Here is a 19,989-nt window from a genome sequence, read left to right as displayed (position 1 = left end):
AAGAGCACATCCCGGCACGCGGACGGGCGTCGCACACGGGTTCACACCGATGGCCCCGAGTGCGAGGCTGTGATCATGAGCCGCACACTCATCGAACGTCTCTGTGTCGGTCGCGAGGCCCTCCCCGCCGACGCCGTCCTCACGGACCCCGACATCACGTCCTCGTACGCGAACGACATGGCCAGCTTCTGCGACGCCGGAACCCCGGCCGTCGTGGTCCTGCCACGGACCGTCGAGCAGGTCCAGCACGTCATGCGCACGGCGACCGAGCTACGGATCCCGGTGGTCCCGCAGGGCGCCCGCACGGGCCTGTCGGGCGGCGCGAACGCCAGCGAGGGCTGCATCGTGCTGTCCCTGGTCAAAATGGACCGCATCCTGGAGATCAGCCCCGTCGACCGGATCGCGGTCGTCGAGCCGGGCGTCGTCAACGCCACGCTCTCCCGCGCCGTGAACGAACACGGTCTCTACTACCCGCCGGACCCGTCCAGTTGGGAGACCTGCACCATCGGCGGGAACATCGGCACGGCATCGGGCGGCCTGTGCTGCGTGAAGTACGGGGTGACGGCGGAGTACGTGCTCGGCCTCGACGTCGTCCTCGCCGACGGACGGCTCATGAGCACCGGACGGCGCACGGCCAAGGGCGTCGCCGGCTACGACCTCACACGCCTCTTCGTCGGCTCCGAGGGCAGCCTCGGCATCGTCGTCCGCGCGACCCTCGCCCTGAAGCCCCAGCCGCCCCAACAGCTCGTACTGGCCGCCGAGTTCAGTTCCGCGCAGGCGGCCTGCGACGCCGTATGCAGGATCATGGAGGGCGGGCACGGCCCCTCGCTCCTGGAACTGATGGACCGCACGACCATCAGGGCCGTGAACGCCCTGGCCCACATGGGCCTCCCGGAGACCACCGAAGCGCTGCTCCTCGCGGCCTTCGACACCCCGGACCCCGCCGCGGACCTCGCGGCGGTCGGCGCGCTCTGCGAAGCCGCGGGCGCCACCCAGGTGGTCCCCGCCGAGGACGCGGCGGAGTCCGAACTGCTCCTCCAGGCACGGCGGTTGTCGCTCACCGCTCTCGAAGCCGTCAAGGGCACGACGATGATCGACGACGTGTGCGTGCCGCGCTCGAAGCTCGCCGACATGCTCGAAGGCGTGGACCGCATCGCCGAGAAGTACAGCCTCACGATCGGCGTCTGCGCGCACGCGGGCGACGGCAACACCCACCCCACCGTCTGCTTCGACGCCGCGGACGCCGACGAGGGCCGCCGCGCCCGTGAGTCCTTCGACGAGATCATGGCCCTCGGTCTGGAACTCGGCGGCACGATCACCGGCGAGCACGGCGTGGGCGTCCTCAAGAAGGACTGGCTCGCCCGTGAACTCGGCCCGGTGGGCGTGGAGATGCAGCGCGCCGTCAAGGCCGCGTTCGACCCGCTCTCCCTCCTCAACCCCGGCAAGCTGTTCTGACCTCGGCCTGTGTACGTCGCCCCCGGGGCGGCGGAGTTCACTCACCGTCCTTGGACTCGTCCGAGGGCCAGGGGTCGCGCAGCCACAGCTCGTCGGCGCGGCCCGTGGTCGGTGTGAGCAGCTCGGCGAGGCCGTCGTCGATGCCGAGCCGCTCAGCCTCGGAGCCCGGAGGGACCACCCGCAGCGTGCGCTCGAGCCATGCGGACACGGCGGGCGCGGGCGCCTCCAGGAGGGCGTCACCGTCGGGTGAGGTCAGCGCCATCAGGACGACGCTGCGCCCCTCCACCTTGGTCGGCCAGACCCGGACGTCGCCGTGCCCGCAGGGCCTGAACACCCCCTCGACCAGAAGTTCGCGTGCGAACGTCCAGTTCACGGGGTGCTCGGAGCCGATGTGGAAGGCGATGTGGATGGCGTAGGGATCGTCGGTGCGGTACGTGAGGCGGGCCGGGACAGCGATCGCGCGTTCCGGCGAGAGGACGAGTTTGAGCTCTAGCTCGCGTTCCACCACGGTGTGCATGTCGGTGCTCTTCCTTCCGTGTCCGGGGCCCCGGAGCGGGCCCGTGCAGGGAGAGAGCGCGATGGTCGCGGAGCATTACGCGGGTTCGGGAAAGTTTTCCGTACGTGCTTGAACTGTGCCCGGAAAGTGGTCTGTAGCGCAGGACAGGCACAGGCGCACGCGGAGGTCTGATAGATGTGGAGCCTCAAAAAGACCCCCGAGCAGATACGGGACGACGGACATGAGCGCCCCAACTCCGGCCCCAGGCGACGACAGGCCCCGCGAAGGCTACTACCCCGATCCGTCCATTCCCGGATATGTCCGGTACTGGAACGGCGCGGCCTGGGTGCCCGGGACCAGTCGTCCCGCCCCGACCGACGGCGAATCGCTCCCCGCGCCTCCGGGGGCGGGAGCGGCGGCGCCCGCGCCCGCGGAGGAGACCGGGCCGCACTTCTTCGACGAGGAGCCCCTGGGGGCACCCGAGGCGGCGGCCGGCACGGTGGACGCCGACGCCTCGCAGCACGGGTCGAGGCCCGAGCCCGCCTCCGCCTGGCAGGCGGACGCGGCTCGGCAGACGGGACTCGGCGGGGAGCAGGAGCGGCGGATCTCGTGGGGTGAGCCCGAGCAGCGGAGTGCTTCGGGGGCCCGGGACCCGCGTGACCCTCGCGTGCCGAGCGCGCCGACTGCCGGTCCGGGCTCCGCTTCCGCCTCTTCTCCTGAGGAGGCGCCCTCGCCTCAGGCTCCTCAGGCTCCTCAGGCTCCTCAGGAGCCTCAGGAGATGAACGGGCCGGGCACGGTGCAGATCCGGGCGATCAAGCCGGGCGGCCCGCCGCAGCAGGAGCAGCCCCCGGCGGAGGGCACCGTGACGTTCCGCAGGCCCTCGGGACCGGTGCGGCCCACCGCGGCTGCTCCCGCCACCGAAGGCACCATGGCGATCCGGGCACTGCGCCCGAAGTCGTCCGGCGCCGCGGCGCAGACCTCGGCGCCCCCGCAGGCCGCCGTGCCCCCGCAGGCCTCCGCGCCCGCGCCCGCGCCTGCGCCGGCCCCCGTACAGCCGTCCGTCCCGCACCAGGGCGGTGCGCCGGGTGGCGCGGCGTCGCCCGTGACCTCGGGGCCCGGTGGCGGCTCGCCCTCGTGGGCGCAGCAGGTGCACCGGCTCGCCGCCGAGGGTGACGGACAGCAGCAGCCGGTCGTGCCGTGGAAGCCGGTGGCCGACGACCCGTTCCTCGCGATGGCGCAGAACCAGGCGGCGGGGCGGCCCGCGGGGCTCGGCAAGCGGTTCGCGGCGCGGCTCATCGACACGGTCGTCCTGGCCGCCGTGACCGGGGCCGCGGCGCTGCCGCTCGGCACGAAGGCCGCCGATCACGTCGACAGCAAGATCGACGCGGCGAAGATGTCGGGCGAGAAGGTCACCGTGTGGCTGCTCGACGGCACCACGGCGGGATATCTGGGGATGGTCCTGGGCGTCCTGCTCCTCTTCGGCGTCCTCTACGAGGTGCTGCCCACGGCCAAGTGGGGGCGGACGCTGGGCAAGAGGGTCCTGGGTCTCCAGGTGCGTGACATGGAGGAGCACGAGACGCCGTCGTTCGGATCGGCGCTGAAGCGGTGGCTCGTCTACGCGGTGCCGGGGGTCCTGGTCGTCGGGGTCGTCGGGGTCCTGTGGTGCGTGTTCGACCGCCCGTGGCGCCAGTGCTGGCACGACAAGGCTGCGGGAACGTTTGTGGCGGGTTAGCTGTCGCACGCCGGAGGAGCTGAAAGATTCAGCCCCTCCGGCTCCTTAACCCAGACAGCCCCTCGCCGGATGCGCCCCCGGCGCCCCCGCGGTCGACTCGCCCCATGAGTACCGAACCGCCGCAGTACCCGCCGCCCCCCGACGACAACGACCCCTTCAGGAAGCAGCCCCCGCCGGACAGCGGATCGGGCTCCCCCTACGGCACGCCCCCGCCACCCCCGCCGTACGGCGGAAGCGGCGGCCAAGGCCCCTATGGCGGAGGCGGAGATCCCTACGGCGGCGGAGGGAACGACCCCCTCGCCGGCATGCCGCCCCTGGCGGACAGCGGCAAACGCGTGCTCGCCCGCATCCTCGACATGATCCTCGTCGGCGTCGTCGTCTGGCTGCTCTCCTGGGGCTTCGGCACCAGCGAGTTCGACGTGGACCCGGACAAGGTGCAGTACGGGAAGAGCTTCGGGCAGTCGGTGCTCGCCGCCGTGCTCTACATCGCGTACGACACCTTCATGATCTCCAGGACGGGCCAGACCCTGGGCAAGAAGTGGCTGGGCCTCAGGGTCGCGAACCTCAACGACGGTGCGACCCCCACCCTGCAGACCGCGCTCGTCCGCGCGGCCGTACTGTGGCTGCCCTTCGCGTTCTGCTGTGCCTGTATCTGGACGGCGATCTGCGGCGGCTGGAGCTTCTTCGACAAGCCCTACAAGCAGGGCCTGCACGACAAGGCTGCCAAGACGGTGGTGGTCAGCACCGGCTGATCACGTCGGACCGCTGCGGCGGCAGAGCGGCAGAGCGGCAGTTGCGGCGCGCTCGTGAACCTCACGGGCCCGCCGGCTCGCGTACGGACTCGGCGAGTACGTGAGCGGAGGCACGCTGGGCCGGGACGCGTCCGTCGGCGGCTTTCGCGGCGGGAGCGACGCGTGCGGCCGGTGAGGCCGCGGGTTTTGGCTGTGGCACCGTCATCGCCACCAGTAATCCGAGCATGAGCGCGGCCGCGGCTATCACCGCCACCCCGATGCCCGAACTCGTCTGTGAGAGCAGCAGCATGGACAGCGTGGAGAAGACCACGGTCAGCGTGCCGTAGGTGATCTGGGCGGGGGTCGGACGAGGCAGCGGCATGGGACGAGGCATGGCGTAATCCGTCCTCGGGACAGCGGATGCGGGGTGGTCGTGCCCAATGTGAAGCTGTATGCGAATCAAAGGACGCCCGGCTGCGGCGACTTGAGATCTGCCACCTCGCGCTGTAGCGCACCGTCGATTGACTCTATTCCGCTGCATGCCCGACGGGAACGGGCGGTAAGCGTGACCTAACCCACGGTGCGGCAGCACAGGGGGCGCACGGGTTCATGACGTCCAGCAAGTGGACGGTGGGGCGCGCCTGTTGACCATGCGGACGGGCGGGCGCACGCGTCCGGATACCGGATCCCCGCGCCTGCATAGTGCACTTGGTATGTTCAAGTCAAGGTCTGTCTTTTCTCCCGCATCTCCGGTCGAATGTCGTCACTTGTGACGCGTATCGCGCGCGGACCTCCTCCGACCGGGACCTCGGCCCGCCTTCGCGCGGACGCGGGGGAGGACAGCATCAAGTGACAGTCAGTAGACGGACGTTCAGAGCCACCGCGGCTGCCGTGGCGATGGCCGCGGCAGCCGCCACGTTCTCGGCAGCCACCGCGTCGGCCAAGGACGATGGTCCGGGCGGCGCGCCCGCCATCGACCGGCAGGACCCGAGCAGGGCCAAGGCGCAGGTCGACCACGACCTGGACGGGCCCTTCAGCAAGCAGCAGGCCCAGCAGCGCAAGGCCGCCCTTCAGCAGGTCATCGAGGGCGACGCCAAGGTACAGAAGCGCGGCGGCTCCCAGGTCGTGAAGCTCGACGACAAGAAGTACGTCGAGCTCGGCCGGGAGAAGACCGACAAGATCTTCACGATCCTGGTCGAGTTCGGCGACAAGGTGGACGACACCACCATGTACGACCCCGACGGCCCGGAAGGACCCGAGGCGCCGATCAAGAAGTACGGGGGCAAGCCGGGCCCCGCGCACAACAAGATAGCCAAGCCGGACCGTGCGAAGGACAACAGCACGGCCTGGCAGAAGGACTACAACCAGAAGCACTTCCAGGACCTCTACTTCGGTGAGGGCAAGGACGCCAAGGGCAAGAAGAAGGAGTCCCTGAAGACCTACTACGAGAAGACCTCGTCCGGCCGTTACTCGGTCGACGGAGAGGTCTCCGACTGGGTCAAGGTCGACTACAACGAAGCCCGTTACGGCTCCAACTACTGCGGCGACACCAACTGCGCCAACGTCTGGGACGCGGTGAAGGACGGCGTCACCGCCTGGACCAAGGACCAGAAGGCCCAGGGCCGCACGGACGCCCAGATCAAGGCGGACCTCGCCAAGTACGACCTCTGGGACCGCTACGACTTCGACGGCGACGGCGACTTCAACGAGCCCGACGGGTACATCGACCACTTCCAGATCGTCCACGCGGGCGAGGACGAGTCGGCCGGCGGCGGCGCCGAGGGCACCAACGCCCTGTGGGCGCACCGCTGGTACGCGTACGGCAACGACGCGGGCAACACCGGGCCCGCGAACAACAAGTCGGGCGGTACGCAGATCGGCGACTCGGGCATCTGGGTCGGCGACTACACGATGCAGCCGGAGAACGGCGGCCTCGGCGTCTTCGCCCACGAGTACGGCCACGACCTCGGTCTGCCCGACCTGTACGACACCACGGGCAAGGGCGAGAACTCGGTCGGCTTCTGGTCGCTGATGTCGGCCGGTTCCTGGCTCGGCACCGGCAAGGACGCCATTGGCGACCTGCCCGGCGACATGACCGCCTGGGACAAGTTCCAGCTGGGCTGGCTCGACTACGCCAAGGCCAAGGCCGCGACGACCTCCGAGCACAAGCTGGGCGTCTCGGAGTACAACACCCGCCACCGTCAGGCGCTCGTCGTCGACCTGCCCAAGAAGGCCGTCACCACCACGGTCACCAAGCCCACCGAGGGCTCCAAGCAGTGGTGGAGCGACCAGGGCGACGACCTCAAGAACACCCTGACGCGCTCGGTCGACCTGACCGGCAAGTCCAAGGCCGCGCTCTCCCTTGACGGTTGGTGGGACATCGAGGCCAACTACGACTACCTCTACACCGAGGTGTCGACGGACGGCGGCGCCAACTGGACGCCCGTGGACGGCACGGCGGACGGCAAGGCCATCCCGCGCGACGCCGGTGACAAGCCCGCGTTGACCGGTGCGTCCGGTGCGTACAAGAAGCTGGCGTTCCCGCTGGACGCGTACGCCGGCAAGAAGATCGACATCCGCTTCCGGTACTCCACGGACGGCGGCGCGGGCGGCAAGGGCTTCGCGGCCGACGCCCTCGCGGTCACCGCGGACGGCGCCAAGGTCTTCGAGGACGGCGCCGAGGGCGACGACAACGGCTGGACGGCGAAGGGCTTTTCGCGCATCGGCGAGTCCTTCACCAAGAACTACGACCAGTACTACCTCGCCGAGAACCGGCAGTACGTGTCGTACGACAAGACCCTGAAGGTCGGCCCGTACAACTTCGGCTTCTCCAAGACCCGTCCGGACTGGGTCGAGCACTACCCGTACCAGACCGGCCTGATGGTCTGGCAGTGGGACACCTCGCAGAAGGACAACAACACCAGCGCGCACCCCGGCCAGGGTCTGATCCTGCCGGTGGACGCGCACGCCAAGCCGCTCAAGTGGACGGACGGCACCCTGCTGCGGAACAAGATCCAGCCGTTCGACGCGCCCTTCAGCAAGTTCGCGACCGACAAGTTCACGCTCCACAACGCGGACGTCGCGCTGAAGATCAAGTCCCAGAAGGGTGTCCCGGTCTTCGACGACCACAAGGGCACCTACTGGTTCAAGGAGAACCCCACGGGAAGTGTCAAGGTCACTGACACCAATACCCAGATCAAGATCATCAAGCAGCCGAAGGATGGCTCCTCGATGACGGTCCAGGTGGGCCCCTCCACGAAGTAATCGGCATTTCCGCAGGTCAAGCCATGATCGGCCGTCGCCCTCTAGCGGGCGGCGGCCGATCGTGTTTAGGTGCGTCCTGTGGATTTCTTATTGACACGGGGCTCGGCCAGGAGCTCCGTGCGACGTCTCACGGGGGTGTGACCAGCCATGTCCGCAGGAGGTTTCAGCAAGCTGCCGAACGGCAGCGTGGTGGTGGCCCTGACGCTGCCGAACCCCGCCCTGGGCGGCGGCAGCGTCCGGATGATCGTGCACGCGGTGAACCGCGCGAGGGCCCTGACCCGCCTGCGGAACCTGGGCCTGCGAGCGGTCTATCTGCGGGGCAACGCGGAGCCGCCGACGCCGGACGAGATCACGGCGGTCCTTCATCACCCGGACGGGCTGATATGGCGTACGTCGCCGGACGCTGCCGCTGAGCTCTGGCATCCGATTCGTGCCCTGAAGCGGCAGGCGCTTCAGGGTCAGAGACCCGGGCGGCCGGAGGCCAGCCCTTCAGGGGTCTGATCCGCGGGGGCTCGCTGGCTCGAACGCGCTCGGATCTTCCCCGCAGGCCCGGTGGGGGCTGATCGCGCAGTTCCCCGCGCCCCTTACGGGGCTCGCGTCCCTTGCGGGGCTCGCGTCCCTTGCGGGGCTCGCGTCCCTTGCGGGGCTCGCGTCCCTTGCGGGGCTCGCGTCCCTTGCGGGGCTACACCACCGGCTTCCCTGTCAGCTCGACGCCTGCCTCCCGCAGCTCCTCCAGAGCCCGCTCCGTCGATTCCTCCGCGACCCCCGCGGTCAGGTCGAGCAGGACCGCCGTGGTGAACCCCTCGCGCGCCGCGTCGAGCGCCGTGGCGCGCACGCAGTGGTCCGTGGCGATGCCCACCACGTCCACGTCGGTGATCTTCCGCTCCCGCAGCCAGTCCGCCAGCGGGACGCCGTTCTCGTCGGCCCCCTCGAACCCGCTGTAGGCGGCCGAGTAGGCCCCCTTGTCGAACACCGCGTCGATGGCCCCGGACGCCACGACCGGCGCGAAGTTCGGGTGGAACCCGATCCCCTCGGTCCCCGCCACGCAGTGCGGCGGCCAGGAGCGGGCGTAGTCCGGCCGGTCGGAGAAGTGGTCGCCCGGGTCGATGTGGTGATCACGCGTGGCCACCACGTGCCGGTAGCCGGCCGGCGCCTGGCCGATCAGCTCGGTGATCGCGGCGGCCACATCGGCACCCCCGGCGACCGCGAGGCTGCCGCCCTCGCAGAAGTCGTTCTGCACATCGACGACGATCAGAGCGCGGCGCATCGGGTGTCCTTCGGCTCGGCAAGACTCGTAGGCGTTGGGGGAGGGAGAGGGGACTCGGCCGGATGAACCGAGCGTAGAGACTTCGAACGCGATGCGGGAGAGGGCGTTCGAACACCCCCTCTCCGCTCCGGCGCACAATCAGCACGATCAGACGTACTCCGTCGGAATGACGGCCTCGCCCTTCGACAGCTGCGTGGCCGACAGGGGCAGCCGGCCCCGCGCCTCGGCGTGCCGGCCGCGCACGGTGTCCAGCGGCTCGCGCGCCACCACCTCACCGCCCTTGATCAGCTCGACGAGCAGCTGATGGTCGGCGAGCTCCACCGGCACGGCCCCCGTGCCGATCACCTCGGCCTCGGCGACCCCGTGCTCGTCGGGCCGGCGCGCGGCCCACTTGCGCCCGCCCACCGACGACTTGGCGCCGAGCGACTTCTTGGCCACCGGTTCGAGGCGGGCGTGCGGGTCCGCCGAGTGGGCGCGGGCCACCAGCTTGTAGACCATCGAGCAGGTCGGGTGCCCGGACCCGGTGACGAGCTGGGTGCCGACCCCGTACGCGTCCACGGGCGCCGCCGCCAGCGAGGCGATGGCGTACTCGTCCAGGTCGGAGGTCACGACGATCTTCGTCGCGGTCGCCCCGAGCTCGTCCAGCTGCTGCCGCACCCGGTGCGCGACCAGGAGCAGGTCCCCGGAGTCGATGCGCACGGCGCCGAGCTCCGGCCCGGCGACCTCGACGGCGGTGCGGACGGCCTCGGTCACGTCGTACGTGTCGACGAGCAGGGTGGTGCCGGGGCCGAGGGAGTCCACCTGCGCCTGGAAGGCGTCGCGTTCGTTGTCGTGCAGGAGGGTGAAGGCGTGGGCCGATGTGCCGACCGTGGGGATGTCGTAGCGGAACCCGGCGGCCAGGTCGGACGTGGTCGTGAAGCCGCCGACGTACGCGGCGCGCGAGGCGGCGACGGCCGCAAGCTCGTGCGTACGCCGCGCGCCCATCTCGATCAGCGGGCGCTCACCGGCGGCCGATGCCATCCGGGAGGCGGCGGCCGCGATCGCCGAGTCGTGGTTGAGGATGGAGAGGATCACGGTCTCCAGGAGCACGCACTCCGCGAAGGAGCCCTCGACGCGCAGGATCGGCGAGCCGGGGAAGTAGACCTCGCCCTCCGGATAGCCCCAGACGTCGCCGCTGAAGCGGTACGAGGCGAGCCACTGGAGGGTCTCCTCGTCGACGACACGGCGCTCGCGCAGGAAGCCGATGACGTCGGCGTCGAAGCGGAAGTTCTCCACGGCGTCCAGGACGCGGCCGGTGCCGGCGACCACTCCATAGCGGCGCCCCTCGGGCAGTCTGCGGGTGAAGACCTCGAAGACGGAGCGCCGGTCGGCGGTGCCGGCCTTCAGCGCGGCCTGCAGCATCGTGAGCTCGTAGTGATCCGTGAAGAGCGCGGTCGACGGAACATCCACCGGCAGCCCAAGGTCCGCTGTGTTCATACGAAGGATGCTACCCCGCATCTCGTCACTCTGACGATTTCCCGGGTCCATTTGTGCGAGGGCCCCTCGCGGGTGGCAGCATGGGACAAGTGAGTACGGCTCCCGCAGAGATCACCCGCCCGGAATCCGACGAAGAGACCTTCGCCGTCCCGGAGCCCGACGTCCCCTGGATCACGCTCGTCCACAACGACCCGGTCAATTTGATGAGTTACGTGACCTATGTGTTCCAGTCCTACTTCGGGTACTCGAAGGAGAAGGCCACGAAGCTGATGATGGACGTGCATCACAAGGGTCGCGCGGTCGTCTCCACCGGCTCCCGTGAGGAGATGGAGCGCGACGTACAGGCCATGCACGGATACGGTCTGTGGGCCACCCTCCAGCAGGACCGGAAGTAGCGACGCATCTGATGCCAGGACAATTCGAACCCATCCCCGGGGGCGGCGCGGCCGTCGCGCTCGACGAGGTCGAGATCTCGATCATCCGGTCCCTTGCCGTGCAGCTCCTGGAGCTGATCGGTCCGGGCCCGGCCGAGGACGCCCCCGACGATCCGCTCGCGGAGCTGTTCGCGGAAGGCCCCAGCGAGCCGCCCACCGACCCGGTCCTCCAGCGACTCCTTCCGGACGCCTATGGCGGGCCCGGCAGTGAGAAGGCCGACGAGAACGAACTGCGGGCCTACTCCTCGGAGTTCAGGCGCTTCACCGAGAACGACCTGCGGGCCAAGAAGCGCGAGGACGCCCTGGTGGTGATCCGCTCCCTGGACGCGCTGACGTCGAAGGGTGAGGGCGGCGCCGTCCTGAAGCTGTCCGCCGACGAGTCGCGGCACTGGCTCGGCGCGCTCAACGACCTCCGCCTCGCGATCGGCGCCCGCCTCGAGGTGACCGACGAGGAGGACACGGACCTGCTCTACCAGCTGCCGGACTCCGACGCCCGCAAGCCGATGGTGATGGCCTATCTCTGGCTCGGCGGTCTGCAGGAGACGCTGGTCGCCACCCTCATCGGTTAGAAGTCACACGGAAGCGGCCACGGTCGCCCGCAAAGTCGGTGTAAGCAGCAGCGATTACGCTGCGTTCGCTCATCGGACGCTCAAATCCGGATAACGATCGCGTCACTTCAATGCCCGATTTTGAGGCGTCAAGGGAATTTTGTCCGGTTCTTCTCGTGGTGTGAGCCACACGTGCCACGACCGATCACTGTTGCGGCCGTGATAAATCTTCACGACCACTCGGTGACGCCACCCATGTCACCGATGGCGCTCGGGCCGGCAGACCGCCGGTAGCACTCCATCCATATCCGGGGGGATCAGGACCTGATCCGTGGCCATCAACGCGACTGCGGGCACGGATCAGCGTGGAGAAAGGCGTCACCATGACCTCAGTGCAGGTCGAAGAGCATCACGACGGCAATGAGGCCGGCGGAACGGGCGGTTCGTCCGGCACGTCAGGCGAGGGTTATCAGCGCGGGCTCGGCGCCCGGCAGATCCAGATGATCGCGATCGGCGGTGCCATCGGCACCGGCCTGTTCCTCGGCGCGGGCAAGGCCATTCACAAGGCCGGTCCGAGCCTCATCCTGGCGTACGCCATCGCCGGCCTCGTCATCTTCTTCATCATGCGGGCCCTGGGCGAGCTGCTCATGTACCGCGCCGTGTCGGGCTCCTTCTCGGAGTACGCGCGTGAATTCATCGGCCCGTTCTTCGGGTACGTGACCGGCTGGACGTACTGGCTCTTCTGGGTCGTCACCGGCATCACGGAAGTCACGGCAGCGGCCCAGTACATGCAGTACTGGACACACGACGCCATTCCACAATGGGCCTACGCGCTGATCTTCACGGTCATCCTGTACGGCGCCAACCTGATCTCCGTGAAGCTCTTCGGTGAGCTCGAGTTCTGGTTCTCGATGGTCAAGGTCACCGCGATCATCGGCATGATCCTCATCTGCGCCGGCATCCTCACCATCGGCTTCTCCGACGCCGGGGACACCGCGTCCGTCTCCCACCTGTGGGACCAGGGCGGCTTCTTCCCGAACGGCATCGGCTCCACGCTGATGACGCTGCAGATCGTGATGTTCGCCTTCCTCGCCGTCGAGCTGGTCGGCGTCACCGCGGGCGAGTCCAAGGACCCGAAGACCGTCCTGCCCAAGGCCATCAACACCGTGCCGTGGCGCATCGCCGTCTTCTACGTCGGTGCGCTCGTCATGATCCTCTCGGTCGTGCCGTGGACGTCGTTCCAGCCGGGCGTCTCGCCGTTCGTGGCGGCCTTCCAGGAGATGGGCCTCGGCATCGGGGCCGCGATCGTCAACTTCGTCGTCCTGACGGCCGCGCTGTCCTCCTGCAACTCGGGCATGTACTCCACCGGCCGCATGCTGCGCGACCTCGCGCTCAACGGCCAGGGCCCGAAGTTCTTCACCAAGCTGACGAAGAACGGCCTTCCGCTGGTCGGCACCACCTTCTCCGCGTCCCTGATGCTGGTCGGCGTCTGGATCAACTACCAGTGGCCGGGCGAGGCGTTCAACTACGTCGTCTCCTTCGCGACCATCTCCGGCATGTGGGCCTGGATCATGATCCTGATCTGTCAGATCAAGTACCGCCGCAAGGCCGACCGCGGCGAGCTGCCGATGTCCACCTTCCGTGCGCCGGGAGCTCCGTACACGAGCTGGTTCGCGCTCGCCTTCATCGCGATGGTCATCGTCATGATGGGCATCGACAAGGACGCGCGGATCTCGCTCTACGCCGCTCCGGTGTGGGCGCTGATCCTCGGCGTCGGCTACCTGGTCATGCAGAAGCGCAACGACACGCAGTCGACGGGTGGCGGCGAGGCCGACAAGCAGGACGCGATCAAGTCCTGACCGCCAGGTCATCCCCGCTCGATCCCAGCATGTGGGCCGGTCCGTACCACTCTTCGGTACGGTCCGGCCCTTCTGCTTATCCTGGCTGCCATGCTGACCCTGACCCAGGCCCTCCACGACCAGATCGTCGCGCACGCGCGCAAGGACCACCCCGACGAGGCCTGCGGTGTGGTCGCGGGCCCGGAGGGAACCGGCCGCCCCGAGCGCTTCATCCCGATGCTGAACGCGGCGCGTTCGCCCACGTTCTACGAGTTCGACTCGGGCGACCTCCTCAAGCTCTACCGCGAGATGGACGACCGCGACGAGGAGCCGGTGATCGTCTACCACTCGCACACGGCGACCGAGGCCTACCCCTCGCGCACCGACATCACGTACGCCAACGAGCCGGGCGCCCACTACGTCCTGGTCTCCACGGCCGACACCGACGACGCGGGCGACTTCCAGTTCCGCTCCTACCGGATCGTGGACGGCGAGGTCACCGAGGAAGAGGTGAAGGTCGTCCAGGCGTACTGATCCTCCAGGCATACTGAGCTTCACCTTTGAGGCGGCAGGACCCAGGAAGCCGGTGCGAATCCGGCACGGTCCCGCCACTGTGACCCCACCCTTCGCGGGTGGGGCAGTCAGGAACTGACCTGCCGCCTTCTTCTCCCACGACGCAGGGGACGCGGAAATCCCCTGGAGGAGGCAGCTCAGCCATGTCCCGCCCCATACGTCTGCTGCTTGCCGCGGCCCTGCTGGCCCCGCTCGCCGCGTGCTCGTCCTCCGACGGCACCGGCTCGAAGCCGGAGTCCAAGGCCCCAGGCTTCCCGTACACGGTCACGAACTGCGGTGTGAAGACGACGTACGAAGCACCGCCGAAGCGCGCCGTCACGATGAACCAGCACGTCACGGAAGTGATGCTGGAGCTGGGCCTCAAGGACCGCATCGCGGGCACGGCGTACCTGGACGACAAGGTCCTGCCGAAGTACGCGAAGGCCTACGCGGACACCCCCGTCCTCGCCAAGGAGTACCCCTCGTACGAGAAACTCCTGGCCGCGAACCCCGACTTCGTCTACGGCGGCTACGCGTCCGCCTTCCTCGCGGGCGAGGGCCGCAGCCGCGGGGCCCTGGCGAAGTCCGGCGTGGAGAGCCGCCTGAACGTAGAGGGCTGCGCCAAGAAGCCCGTCTCGATGGACGACGTCTACAGGGAGGTCCGCGAGGTCGGCAGCACGTTCGGGGTGCGGGCGCGGGCGGAGAAGTGGGTGGCCGCGGCGAAGCGCGAACTGGCGCAGACGGAGGCGAAGTCGAAGCCCGTCCCCGTCTTCGTCTATGACAGCGGCGACAAGACGGCGTTCACGGCGGGCGGCCGTGGCATCGGCAACGACATCATCGAACGTGCGGGCGGCCGCAACGTCTTCGCCGACCTGGACAAGTCCTTTGGCGACGCGTCCTGGGAGTCGGTGGTCGACCGCAAGCCCGAGGTGATCGTGATCCTCGACTACGGCGGCACGACGGTCGCCCAGAAGAAGAAGCGCCTCCTCGACGACCCGGTCCTGGCGGACGTCCCCGCCATCAAGCACAAGCGCTTCGCGGTACTGCCGCTGTCGGACACGGTGGTGGGGGTACGGGCCCCGGCGGCGGTGGGGAAGCTGGCGGATCAGCTGTGAAGGGCAGAATCCAGCCCGTCCGCCGGGCATTTCAGCCCGTCCGGCGTTTGAGGACGAACTCGGCGGAGCCGGTGATGGACGGCAACCAGTCCGGGGTCCGGGGCGGAGCCCCCCACGCGGCAGGGCCGCAAATGTCACAGCCGGGAAGGGGCGGGATTGGGGAAAGCCCCGCCAGGGCCACACGAACCCGCAGACGAGTGGGCTACGCGACAGTCATCGCGGCGCTCTGCGCAGCCCTCGCGGCAGCGGTCGTAGCGGGCCTGGCCCTGGGCTCCGTCCGCATCCCCACCGCCGACGTCCTGGAGATCCTGACGGGAGGTGCGGAACCTTCCCCGTTCCGCACCATCGTGCTGGACGTGCGGCTGCCCAGGGTCCTGCTCGGCGCAGCCGTCGGCGCCGGGCTCGCAGTCATCGGCACCGTCCTCCAGGCTCTCGTGAGGAACCCCCTGGCCGACCCGTTCCTCCTAGGCGTCTCCTCCGGCGCATCCGCCGGAGCCGTCGCCGTCATCGTCCTCGGCAGCGTCCTCGGCCTGGGCGCGGGCCTGGCCACCACCGTCACGATCCCGGCCGCGGCCTTCGCCGGCGCCCTGCTCTCGCTGCTCGTCGTCTACACCCTGGCGAGGTCCGGCGGCAGCTTCGCCACCGGCCGCCTGATCCTGGCCGGGGTGGCCGTCTCGTACATCCTGTCCGCCCTGACCAGCCTGATCCTGATCACGTCCGACAGCGCCGACCACCTGAAGGAAGTCCTGTACTGGACCCTCGGCGGCCTCGGCAGCGCCCGCTGGGACATGCTCGCGCTGCCCGGCGCCGCGCTGATCGTGGGCACTGCGCTGCTCGTCGCCCTGGCCCGCCCCCTCGACCTGCTCCTGGTCGGCGAGGAGGGCGCCACCGTCCTCGGCCTGGACACGGCCCGCTTCCGCGCCGCCGTCTTCGTCCTCGCCTCGCTCCTGACCGGCGTACTCGTCGCGTACAGCGGGGCCATCGGCTTCGTCGGCCTGATGGTGCCGCATGCGGCCCGGATGCTGGTCGGCGCCGCACACCGGGCGCTCCTGCCGGTGGTGGCCCTGATGGGCGCGGTGTTCCTGGTGGCGGCCGACCTCGCCGCGCGCACGGTCGCGGCGCCGCAGGACATCCCGGTCGGCGTCCTCACCGCGCTGACGGGCGGCCCGTTCTTCCTGTGGATGCTGCGCAAGAACCGTACGGAGGCGACGGCATGAGCCACCCGGCGGTTCTCCGCACCGAGTCCCTCACGTACCGCGTGGGGGAGAAGACCCTCGTCGACGACGTGACCCTGCACGCCGGCCAGGGCGAGACCATCGGCCTCGTGGGCCCCAACGGCAGCGGCAAGACCACCCTCCTGCGCTGCGTCTACGGCACCCTCGCGCCCACCGGCGGCCGCGTACTCCTGGACGGCGACGACCTGGCCGACCGCTCGGCCAAGGACCGCGCCCGCCGCATCGCCACCGTCCCGCAGGACGGGCACACCGGCTTCGAGCTCACCGTCCGGCAGATCGTCGCCATGGGCCGCTCCCCGCACAAACGCTTCTGGGAGGCGGACACCGCGCGCGACGCCGTCCTGGTCGGCGAGGCGCTGGAGCGGGTCGGTGCCGCGGACCTCGCCCACCGCGTCTTCGCCGGGCTCTCCGGCGGCGAGCGCCAGCGCGCCCTGGTGGCGAGGTCGCTGGTCCAGGAGCCCGCGGTCCTCGTCCTGGACGAGCCGACCAACCACCTGGACATCCGCTACCAGCTGGAGATCCTCGCCCTGGTCCGCGACCTCGGCACGACGAATCTGCTGGCCCTGCACGACCTCAATCTGGCGGCCTACTACTGCGACCGCCTGTACGTGCTCGACGCCGGCGCCCTCGTCGCGTCGGGACCGCCCAAGGAAGTCCTGACCAGCGAGCTCCTCGCCGAGGTGTACGGGGTCACGGCAGAGGTCTCGGTGCACCCCGCGACCGGGGCGCCGACGGTCACATACCTGCCCCATCCACGTGATGGACGCAAAGCATCCACGATGTGAGATCACATTCCAGAACCCGGACCGGGAATCGATACGATGACCGCATGGTTCCCCACGACGTGAGCGACAAGATGCCGGGCATGCTGCTCGTTGCGCGTCTGCACGTCGATTTGTGCAGGCTCTCCAGCGCGATCTGTTCGCGCTGACAGCCGCCGCCGTACGGCCGTGAGCCGCGGCGCCACCTCCGCGTATCGCCCTGCGCACTCGCGCATCCGCGCCCACGCACCCCGCACTTACGCACTCCGCACGACCGGGCCGCCGCGCGCCCACCCACGTGACTCTCCCGACAGGAGCCCAAGCCATGGCCATCGAGGTCCGCATCCCGACCATCCTCCGCACCTACACCGACGGCGCCAAGGCCGTCGAGGGCAGCGGCGACAACCTCGCCGAGCTCTTCAGCGACCTCGACTCGCGGCACGCGGGCATCGCCGAGCGCATCGTGGACGGCGACAAGCTGCGCCGCTTCGTGAACGTGTACCTGAACGACGAGGACGTCCGCTTCCTGGACGGCATCTCCACCAAGCTCGCGGACGGCGACAACGTCACGATCCTGCCGGCCGTGGCCGGCGGCATGGTCTGATCGCGGATGCCTCGCTACGACTCCCCGCTGGCGGCCGTGGGCAACACGCCCCTCGTCCGCCTGCCGCGGCTCTCCCCGTCCGACGACGTCCGCATCTGGGCGAAGCTGGAGGACCGTAACCCGACCGGTTCCATCAAGGACCGCCCGGCGCTGCACATGGTCGAACAGGCGGAGAAGGACGGGCGGTTGACGCCCGGCTGCACGATCCTGGAGCCGACGTCCGGCAACACGGGCATCTCGCTCGCGATGGCGGCCAAGCTCAAGGGCTACCGCATCGTGTGCGTCATGCCGGAGAACACCTCGCAGGAGCGGCGTGAGCTCCTCGCCATGTGGGGCGCGGAGATCATCCCGTCCCCGGCGGCCGGCGGCTCCAACACGGCGGTACGCGTCGCCAAGGAGCTGGCGGCCGAGCACCCGGACTGGGTGATGCTCTACCAGTACGGCAACCCGGACAACGCGGGCGCCCACTACGCGACCACCGGCCCCGAGATCTTCGCCGACCTGCCCTCCGTCACCCACTTCGTGGCGGGCCTCGGCACGACCGGCACGCTCATGGGCGTGGGCCGTTTCCTGCGCGAGCAGAAGCCGGACATCAAGATCGTCGCCGCGGAGCCCCGCTACGACGACCTCGTGTACGGCCTGCGGAACCTCGACGAGGGCTTCGTCCCCGAGCTGTACGACGCGTCCGTCCTGACCACCCGCTTCTCGGTCGGCTCGGCGGACGCGGTGACGCGGACCCGGGAGCTGCTCAAGGAGGAGGGAATCTTCGCCGGCGTCTCCACCGGCGCCGCCCTGCACGCCGCGATCGGCGTCGGCAAGAAGGCGGTGGCGGCGGGGGAGCCCGCCGACATCGTCTTCGTCGTGGCCGACGGCGGCTGGAAGTACCTGTCGACCGGCGTCTACACCGCCGAGACGACCGAAGCGGCCATCGAAACGCTCCAGGGCCAACTGTGGGCCTAGCGCCAAACGCAGACAAAAAACACAGACGAACGCGGGGCGGGCCGGACACATCCGGCCCGCCCCGCGTTTTCCGTCGCCGCTCAACCCGCCAGGTACCGGACCTGATCCCACAGCGCCGGATCCACGATCCCCGCCCGCCGCCGGAACTCCCACACCGGCACGTCCCGCAGCTCGTCCGTCTCCAGGAAACTGGGGCGGCCCCGCGCGTCCCCCACCGACCCGGGCGGCAGCGGAATCACCCCGGACCGTTCGTCGTGGTACTTGCTGGTGATCTTCGCGACGACCGCGCTCTGCCCCCGCACGGACAGCACGAGACAGGGCCGGTCCTTCGTACCCGGCCCGTCCTCGTAAGGCACCTTGGCCCACCAGATCTCCGAGGGCTTCGGCGCGGGCTGCCGACGCCGCGGCCCGCGTGGTCTGCCCGGCGGCCGGGTGGTCCGACCGCGGGGCCCGCGGTCGCTGCGGCCCCTGCCGTCCACCACCGCGGCGACCGCCGCGAGCACCACCACGGCGCCCAGCGCGAGCCACCATGACGTATCCATACCGCAGACGGTACCGGGGCGCTCCCGGCCCCGCGCGCCCCCCGAACCGGTGACAGAGCAGGTGAGTTCTCCCACAACGGCCCACGACGGAGGAGCGACCTGACGTTTTGCGCCTTACGCTCGACGGACCGCAGAACTCCCCGAAGAGCCTCGCGCAGGCTCCTCGTGAACCCCCCGCAACGCCCCGCACAACCCCCGTTTCGCCCCCGGAGGTTTCCGCTCCATGAAGCTCACCGTCGTCGGCTGCTCGGGGTCGTTTCCGTCCGCGGACTCGGCCTGCTCGAGCTACCTCGTCGAGGCCGACGGCTTCCGGCTGCTTCTCGACATGGGCAATGGCGCCCTGGGCGAGTTGCAGCGCCATGTCGGTCTCTACGACCTGGACGCGATCTTCCTCAGCCATCTGCACGCCGACCACTGCATCGACATGTGCGCCTACTTCGTGGCGCGCTACTACCGGCACGAAGGCGGCCGCTGCGCCCCCATCCCGGTCTACGGACCCGAGGGCACCGAACAGCGCCTGACCACCGCGTACGCCGACACCCCTTCGGCCTCCTCGATGAGCGAGGTCTTCGACTTCCACACCGTGAAGCCCGCCTCGTTCGACATCGGCCCGTTCTCCGTCCGTACGGAGAAGGTGTGCCACCCCGTCGAGGCATACGCCATCCGTGTCGAGCACGGGGGCAGGTCCCTCACGTACTCGGGAGACACAGGTGTGTGCCACGCGCTGGACGAACTGGCCACCGGCACCGACCTGTTCCTCTGCGAGGCGGCCTTCACGCACGGCAAGGAGAACATCCCCGACCTGCACCTCAACGGCCGTGAGGCGGGCGAGACCGCCCGGCGCGCCAACGCCGGGCGCCTGCTCCTGACCCACATCCCGCCGTGGACGGACCCCCAGGTGAACCTGGCGGACGCGCGCGAGGTGTACGACGGGACGGCCGAGCTCGCGCGGCCCGGCCACAGCTACGAGATCTAGCGC

At 69.6% G+C, this 19,989-nt stretch carries 21 protein-coding genes and 1 riboswitch; of the genes, 16 read left to right on the top strand and 5 right to left on the bottom strand.

The features are described 5' to 3' along the window. The first annotated feature begins 75 nt into the window (after positions 1 to 75). Positions 76 to 1,455, top strand: a complete 1,380-nt coding sequence (locus ACIBCK_RS05810) for an FAD-binding oxidoreductase (RefSeq protein WP_399386998.1) — start codon at positions 76 to 78, stop codon at positions 1,453 to 1,455. 37 nt (positions 1,456 to 1,492) lie between these two features. On the opposite strand, the gene ACIBCK_RS05805 is transcribed toward ACIBCK_RS05810, so the two are convergent. Beyond that, on the bottom strand, positions 1,493 to 1,972 hold the full coding sequence (locus ACIBCK_RS05805; protein ID WP_399386996.1) for an SsgA family sporulation/cell division regulator: 480 nt from the start codon (positions 1,970 to 1,972) through the stop codon (positions 1,493 to 1,495). Positions 1,973 to 2,192: 220 nt separating this feature from the next. On the opposite strand from ACIBCK_RS05805, the gene ACIBCK_RS05800 reads away from it, so the two are divergent. Together ACIBCK_RS05800 and ACIBCK_RS05795 are read left to right on the top strand one after the other, a co-directional pair. After that, the gene (locus ACIBCK_RS05800) at positions 2,193 to 3,683 is read left to right on the top strand and encodes an RDD family protein (protein WP_399386994.1); all 1,491 of its coding nucleotides are present in this window, start codon (positions 2,193 to 2,195) and stop codon (positions 3,681 to 3,683) included. A 104-nt stretch (positions 3,684 to 3,787) separates the two neighbouring features. Then, positions 3,788 to 4,435: an RDD family protein gene (locus tag ACIBCK_RS05795; RefSeq protein WP_399386993.1), complete on the top strand. Its 648-nt coding sequence runs from the start codon at positions 3,788 to 3,790 to the stop codon at positions 4,433 to 4,435. A 61-nt stretch (positions 4,436 to 4,496) separates the two neighbouring features. Here the strand turns inward: ACIBCK_RS05795 and ACIBCK_RS05790 are convergent, their stop codons facing one another. Beyond that, positions 4,497 to 4,790 carry a hypothetical protein gene (locus ACIBCK_RS05790; protein WP_399387281.1) on the bottom strand — a complete coding sequence of 98 codons (294 nt, stop codon included), beginning with the start codon at positions 4,788 to 4,790 and terminating at the stop codon, positions 4,497 to 4,499. Positions 4,791 to 5,263: 473 nt separating this feature from the next. Between ACIBCK_RS05790 and ACIBCK_RS05785 the strand changes: the two genes are divergently transcribed. Beyond that, entirely contained in the window at positions 5,264 to 7,678 is a 2,415-nt protein-coding gene (locus ACIBCK_RS05785; RefSeq protein ID WP_399386991.1) for an immune inhibitor A domain-containing protein, read from the top strand. A 147-nt stretch (positions 7,679 to 7,825) separates the two neighbouring features. Then, positions 7,826 to 8,179: a hypothetical protein gene (locus ACIBCK_RS05780; RefSeq protein WP_399386989.1), complete on the top strand. Its 354-nt coding sequence runs from the start codon at positions 7,826 to 7,828 to the stop codon at positions 8,177 to 8,179. A gap of 181 nt (positions 8,180 to 8,360) precedes the next feature. On the opposite strand, the gene ACIBCK_RS05775 is transcribed toward ACIBCK_RS05780, so the two are convergent. Beyond that, positions 8,361 to 8,945: an isochorismatase family protein gene (locus tag ACIBCK_RS05775; RefSeq protein ID WP_399386987.1), complete on the bottom strand. Its 585-nt coding sequence runs from the start codon at positions 8,943 to 8,945 to the stop codon at positions 8,361 to 8,363. A 147-nt stretch (positions 8,946 to 9,092) separates the two neighbouring features. Then, a complete protein-coding gene (locus tag ACIBCK_RS05770) occupies positions 9,093 to 10,421 on the bottom strand; it encodes a nicotinate phosphoribosyltransferase (protein WP_399386985.1) in 1,329 nt (442 codons plus the stop codon). 80 nt (positions 10,422 to 10,501) lie between these two features. On the opposite strand from ACIBCK_RS05770, the gene clpS reads away from it, so the two are divergent. The 10 genes from clpS to ACIBCK_RS05720 all read left to right on the top strand — a co-directional run bounded on the left by clpS (position 10,502) and on the right by ACIBCK_RS05720 (position 18,468). Beyond that, complete coding sequence (gene clpS, locus ACIBCK_RS05765; protein ID WP_160505277.1) at positions 10,502 to 10,816, top strand: ATP-dependent Clp protease adapter ClpS; 315 nt, start codon at positions 10,502 to 10,504, stop codon at positions 10,814 to 10,816. An 11-nt stretch (positions 10,817 to 10,827) separates the two neighbouring features. After that, positions 10,828 to 11,424, top strand: coding sequence for a DUF2017 domain-containing protein (locus ACIBCK_RS05760; RefSeq protein ID WP_399386983.1), 597 nt, complete (start codon positions 10,828 to 10,830; stop codon positions 11,422 to 11,424). Positions 11,425 to 11,786: 362 nt separating this feature from the next. Beyond that, positions 11,787 to 13,262: an amino acid permease gene (locus ACIBCK_RS05755; RefSeq protein WP_399386981.1), complete on the top strand. Its 1,476-nt coding sequence runs from the start codon at positions 11,787 to 11,789 to the stop codon at positions 13,260 to 13,262. A gap of 90 nt (positions 13,263 to 13,352) precedes the next feature. Next, a complete protein-coding gene (locus ACIBCK_RS05750; protein WP_399386979.1) occupies positions 13,353 to 13,775 on the top strand; it encodes a Mov34/MPN/PAD-1 family protein in 423 nt (140 codons plus the stop codon). After that, positions 13,765 to 13,913: riboswitch (cobalamin riboswitch) on the top strand. It overlaps the preceding gene by 11 nt. A 44-nt stretch (positions 13,914 to 13,957) precedes the next feature. Beyond that, complete coding sequence (locus ACIBCK_RS05745; protein WP_399386976.1) at positions 13,958 to 14,908, top strand: ABC transporter substrate-binding protein; 951 nt, start codon at positions 13,958 to 13,960, stop codon at positions 14,906 to 14,908. 131 nt (positions 14,909 to 15,039) lie between these two features. Then, entirely contained in the window at positions 15,040 to 16,125 is a 1,086-nt protein-coding gene (locus tag ACIBCK_RS05740; protein WP_399386974.1) for a FecCD family ABC transporter permease, read from the top strand. Next, the gene (locus ACIBCK_RS05735) at positions 16,122 to 16,928 is read left to right on the top strand and encodes an ABC transporter ATP-binding protein (protein WP_399386972.1); all 807 of its coding nucleotides are present in this window, start codon (positions 16,122 to 16,124) and stop codon (positions 16,926 to 16,928) included. The genes ACIBCK_RS05740 and ACIBCK_RS05735 overlap by 4 nt, the downstream gene beginning before the upstream one ends. 44 nt (positions 16,929 to 16,972) lie before the next feature. Further along, on the top strand, positions 16,973 to 17,074 hold the full coding sequence (locus ACIBCK_RS05730; protein ID WP_336605789.1) for a putative leader peptide: 102 nt from the start codon (positions 16,973 to 16,975) through the stop codon (positions 17,072 to 17,074). Between the two features lie 155 nt (positions 17,075 to 17,229). Then, positions 17,230 to 17,508, top strand: a complete 279-nt coding sequence (locus tag ACIBCK_RS05725; RefSeq protein ID WP_367042342.1) for a MoaD/ThiS family protein — start codon at positions 17,230 to 17,232, stop codon at positions 17,506 to 17,508. A 6-nt stretch (positions 17,509 to 17,514) separates the two neighbouring features. Next, on the top strand, positions 17,515 to 18,468 hold the full coding sequence (locus ACIBCK_RS05720; protein WP_399386970.1) for a PLP-dependent cysteine synthase family protein: 954 nt from the start codon (positions 17,515 to 17,517) through the stop codon (positions 18,466 to 18,468). An 80-nt stretch (positions 18,469 to 18,548) separates the two neighbouring features. On the opposite strand, the gene ACIBCK_RS05715 is transcribed toward ACIBCK_RS05720, so the two are convergent. Next, positions 18,549 to 19,010, bottom strand: coding sequence for a type II toxin-antitoxin system PemK/MazF family toxin (locus tag ACIBCK_RS05715; RefSeq protein ID WP_399386968.1), 462 nt, complete (start codon positions 19,008 to 19,010; stop codon positions 18,549 to 18,551). 223 nt (positions 19,011 to 19,233) lie between these two features. Here ACIBCK_RS05715 and ACIBCK_RS05710 point away from each other — a divergent pair, with 223 nt between their 5' ends. Next, positions 19,234 to 19,986 carry an MBL fold metallo-hydrolase gene (locus tag ACIBCK_RS05710; protein ID WP_399386966.1) on the top strand — a complete coding sequence of 251 codons (753 nt, stop codon included), beginning with the start codon at positions 19,234 to 19,236 and terminating at the stop codon, positions 19,984 to 19,986. Positions 19,987 to 19,989 lie beyond the last annotated feature (3 nt).

It is taken from the genome of Streptomyces sp. NPDC051218 (assembly GCF_044455475.1).
Classification (GTDB): Bacteria; Actinomycetota; Actinomycetes; order Streptomycetales; family Streptomycetaceae; genus Streptomyces.
This window is presented reverse-complemented; position numbering and strand designations above follow the sequence as displayed.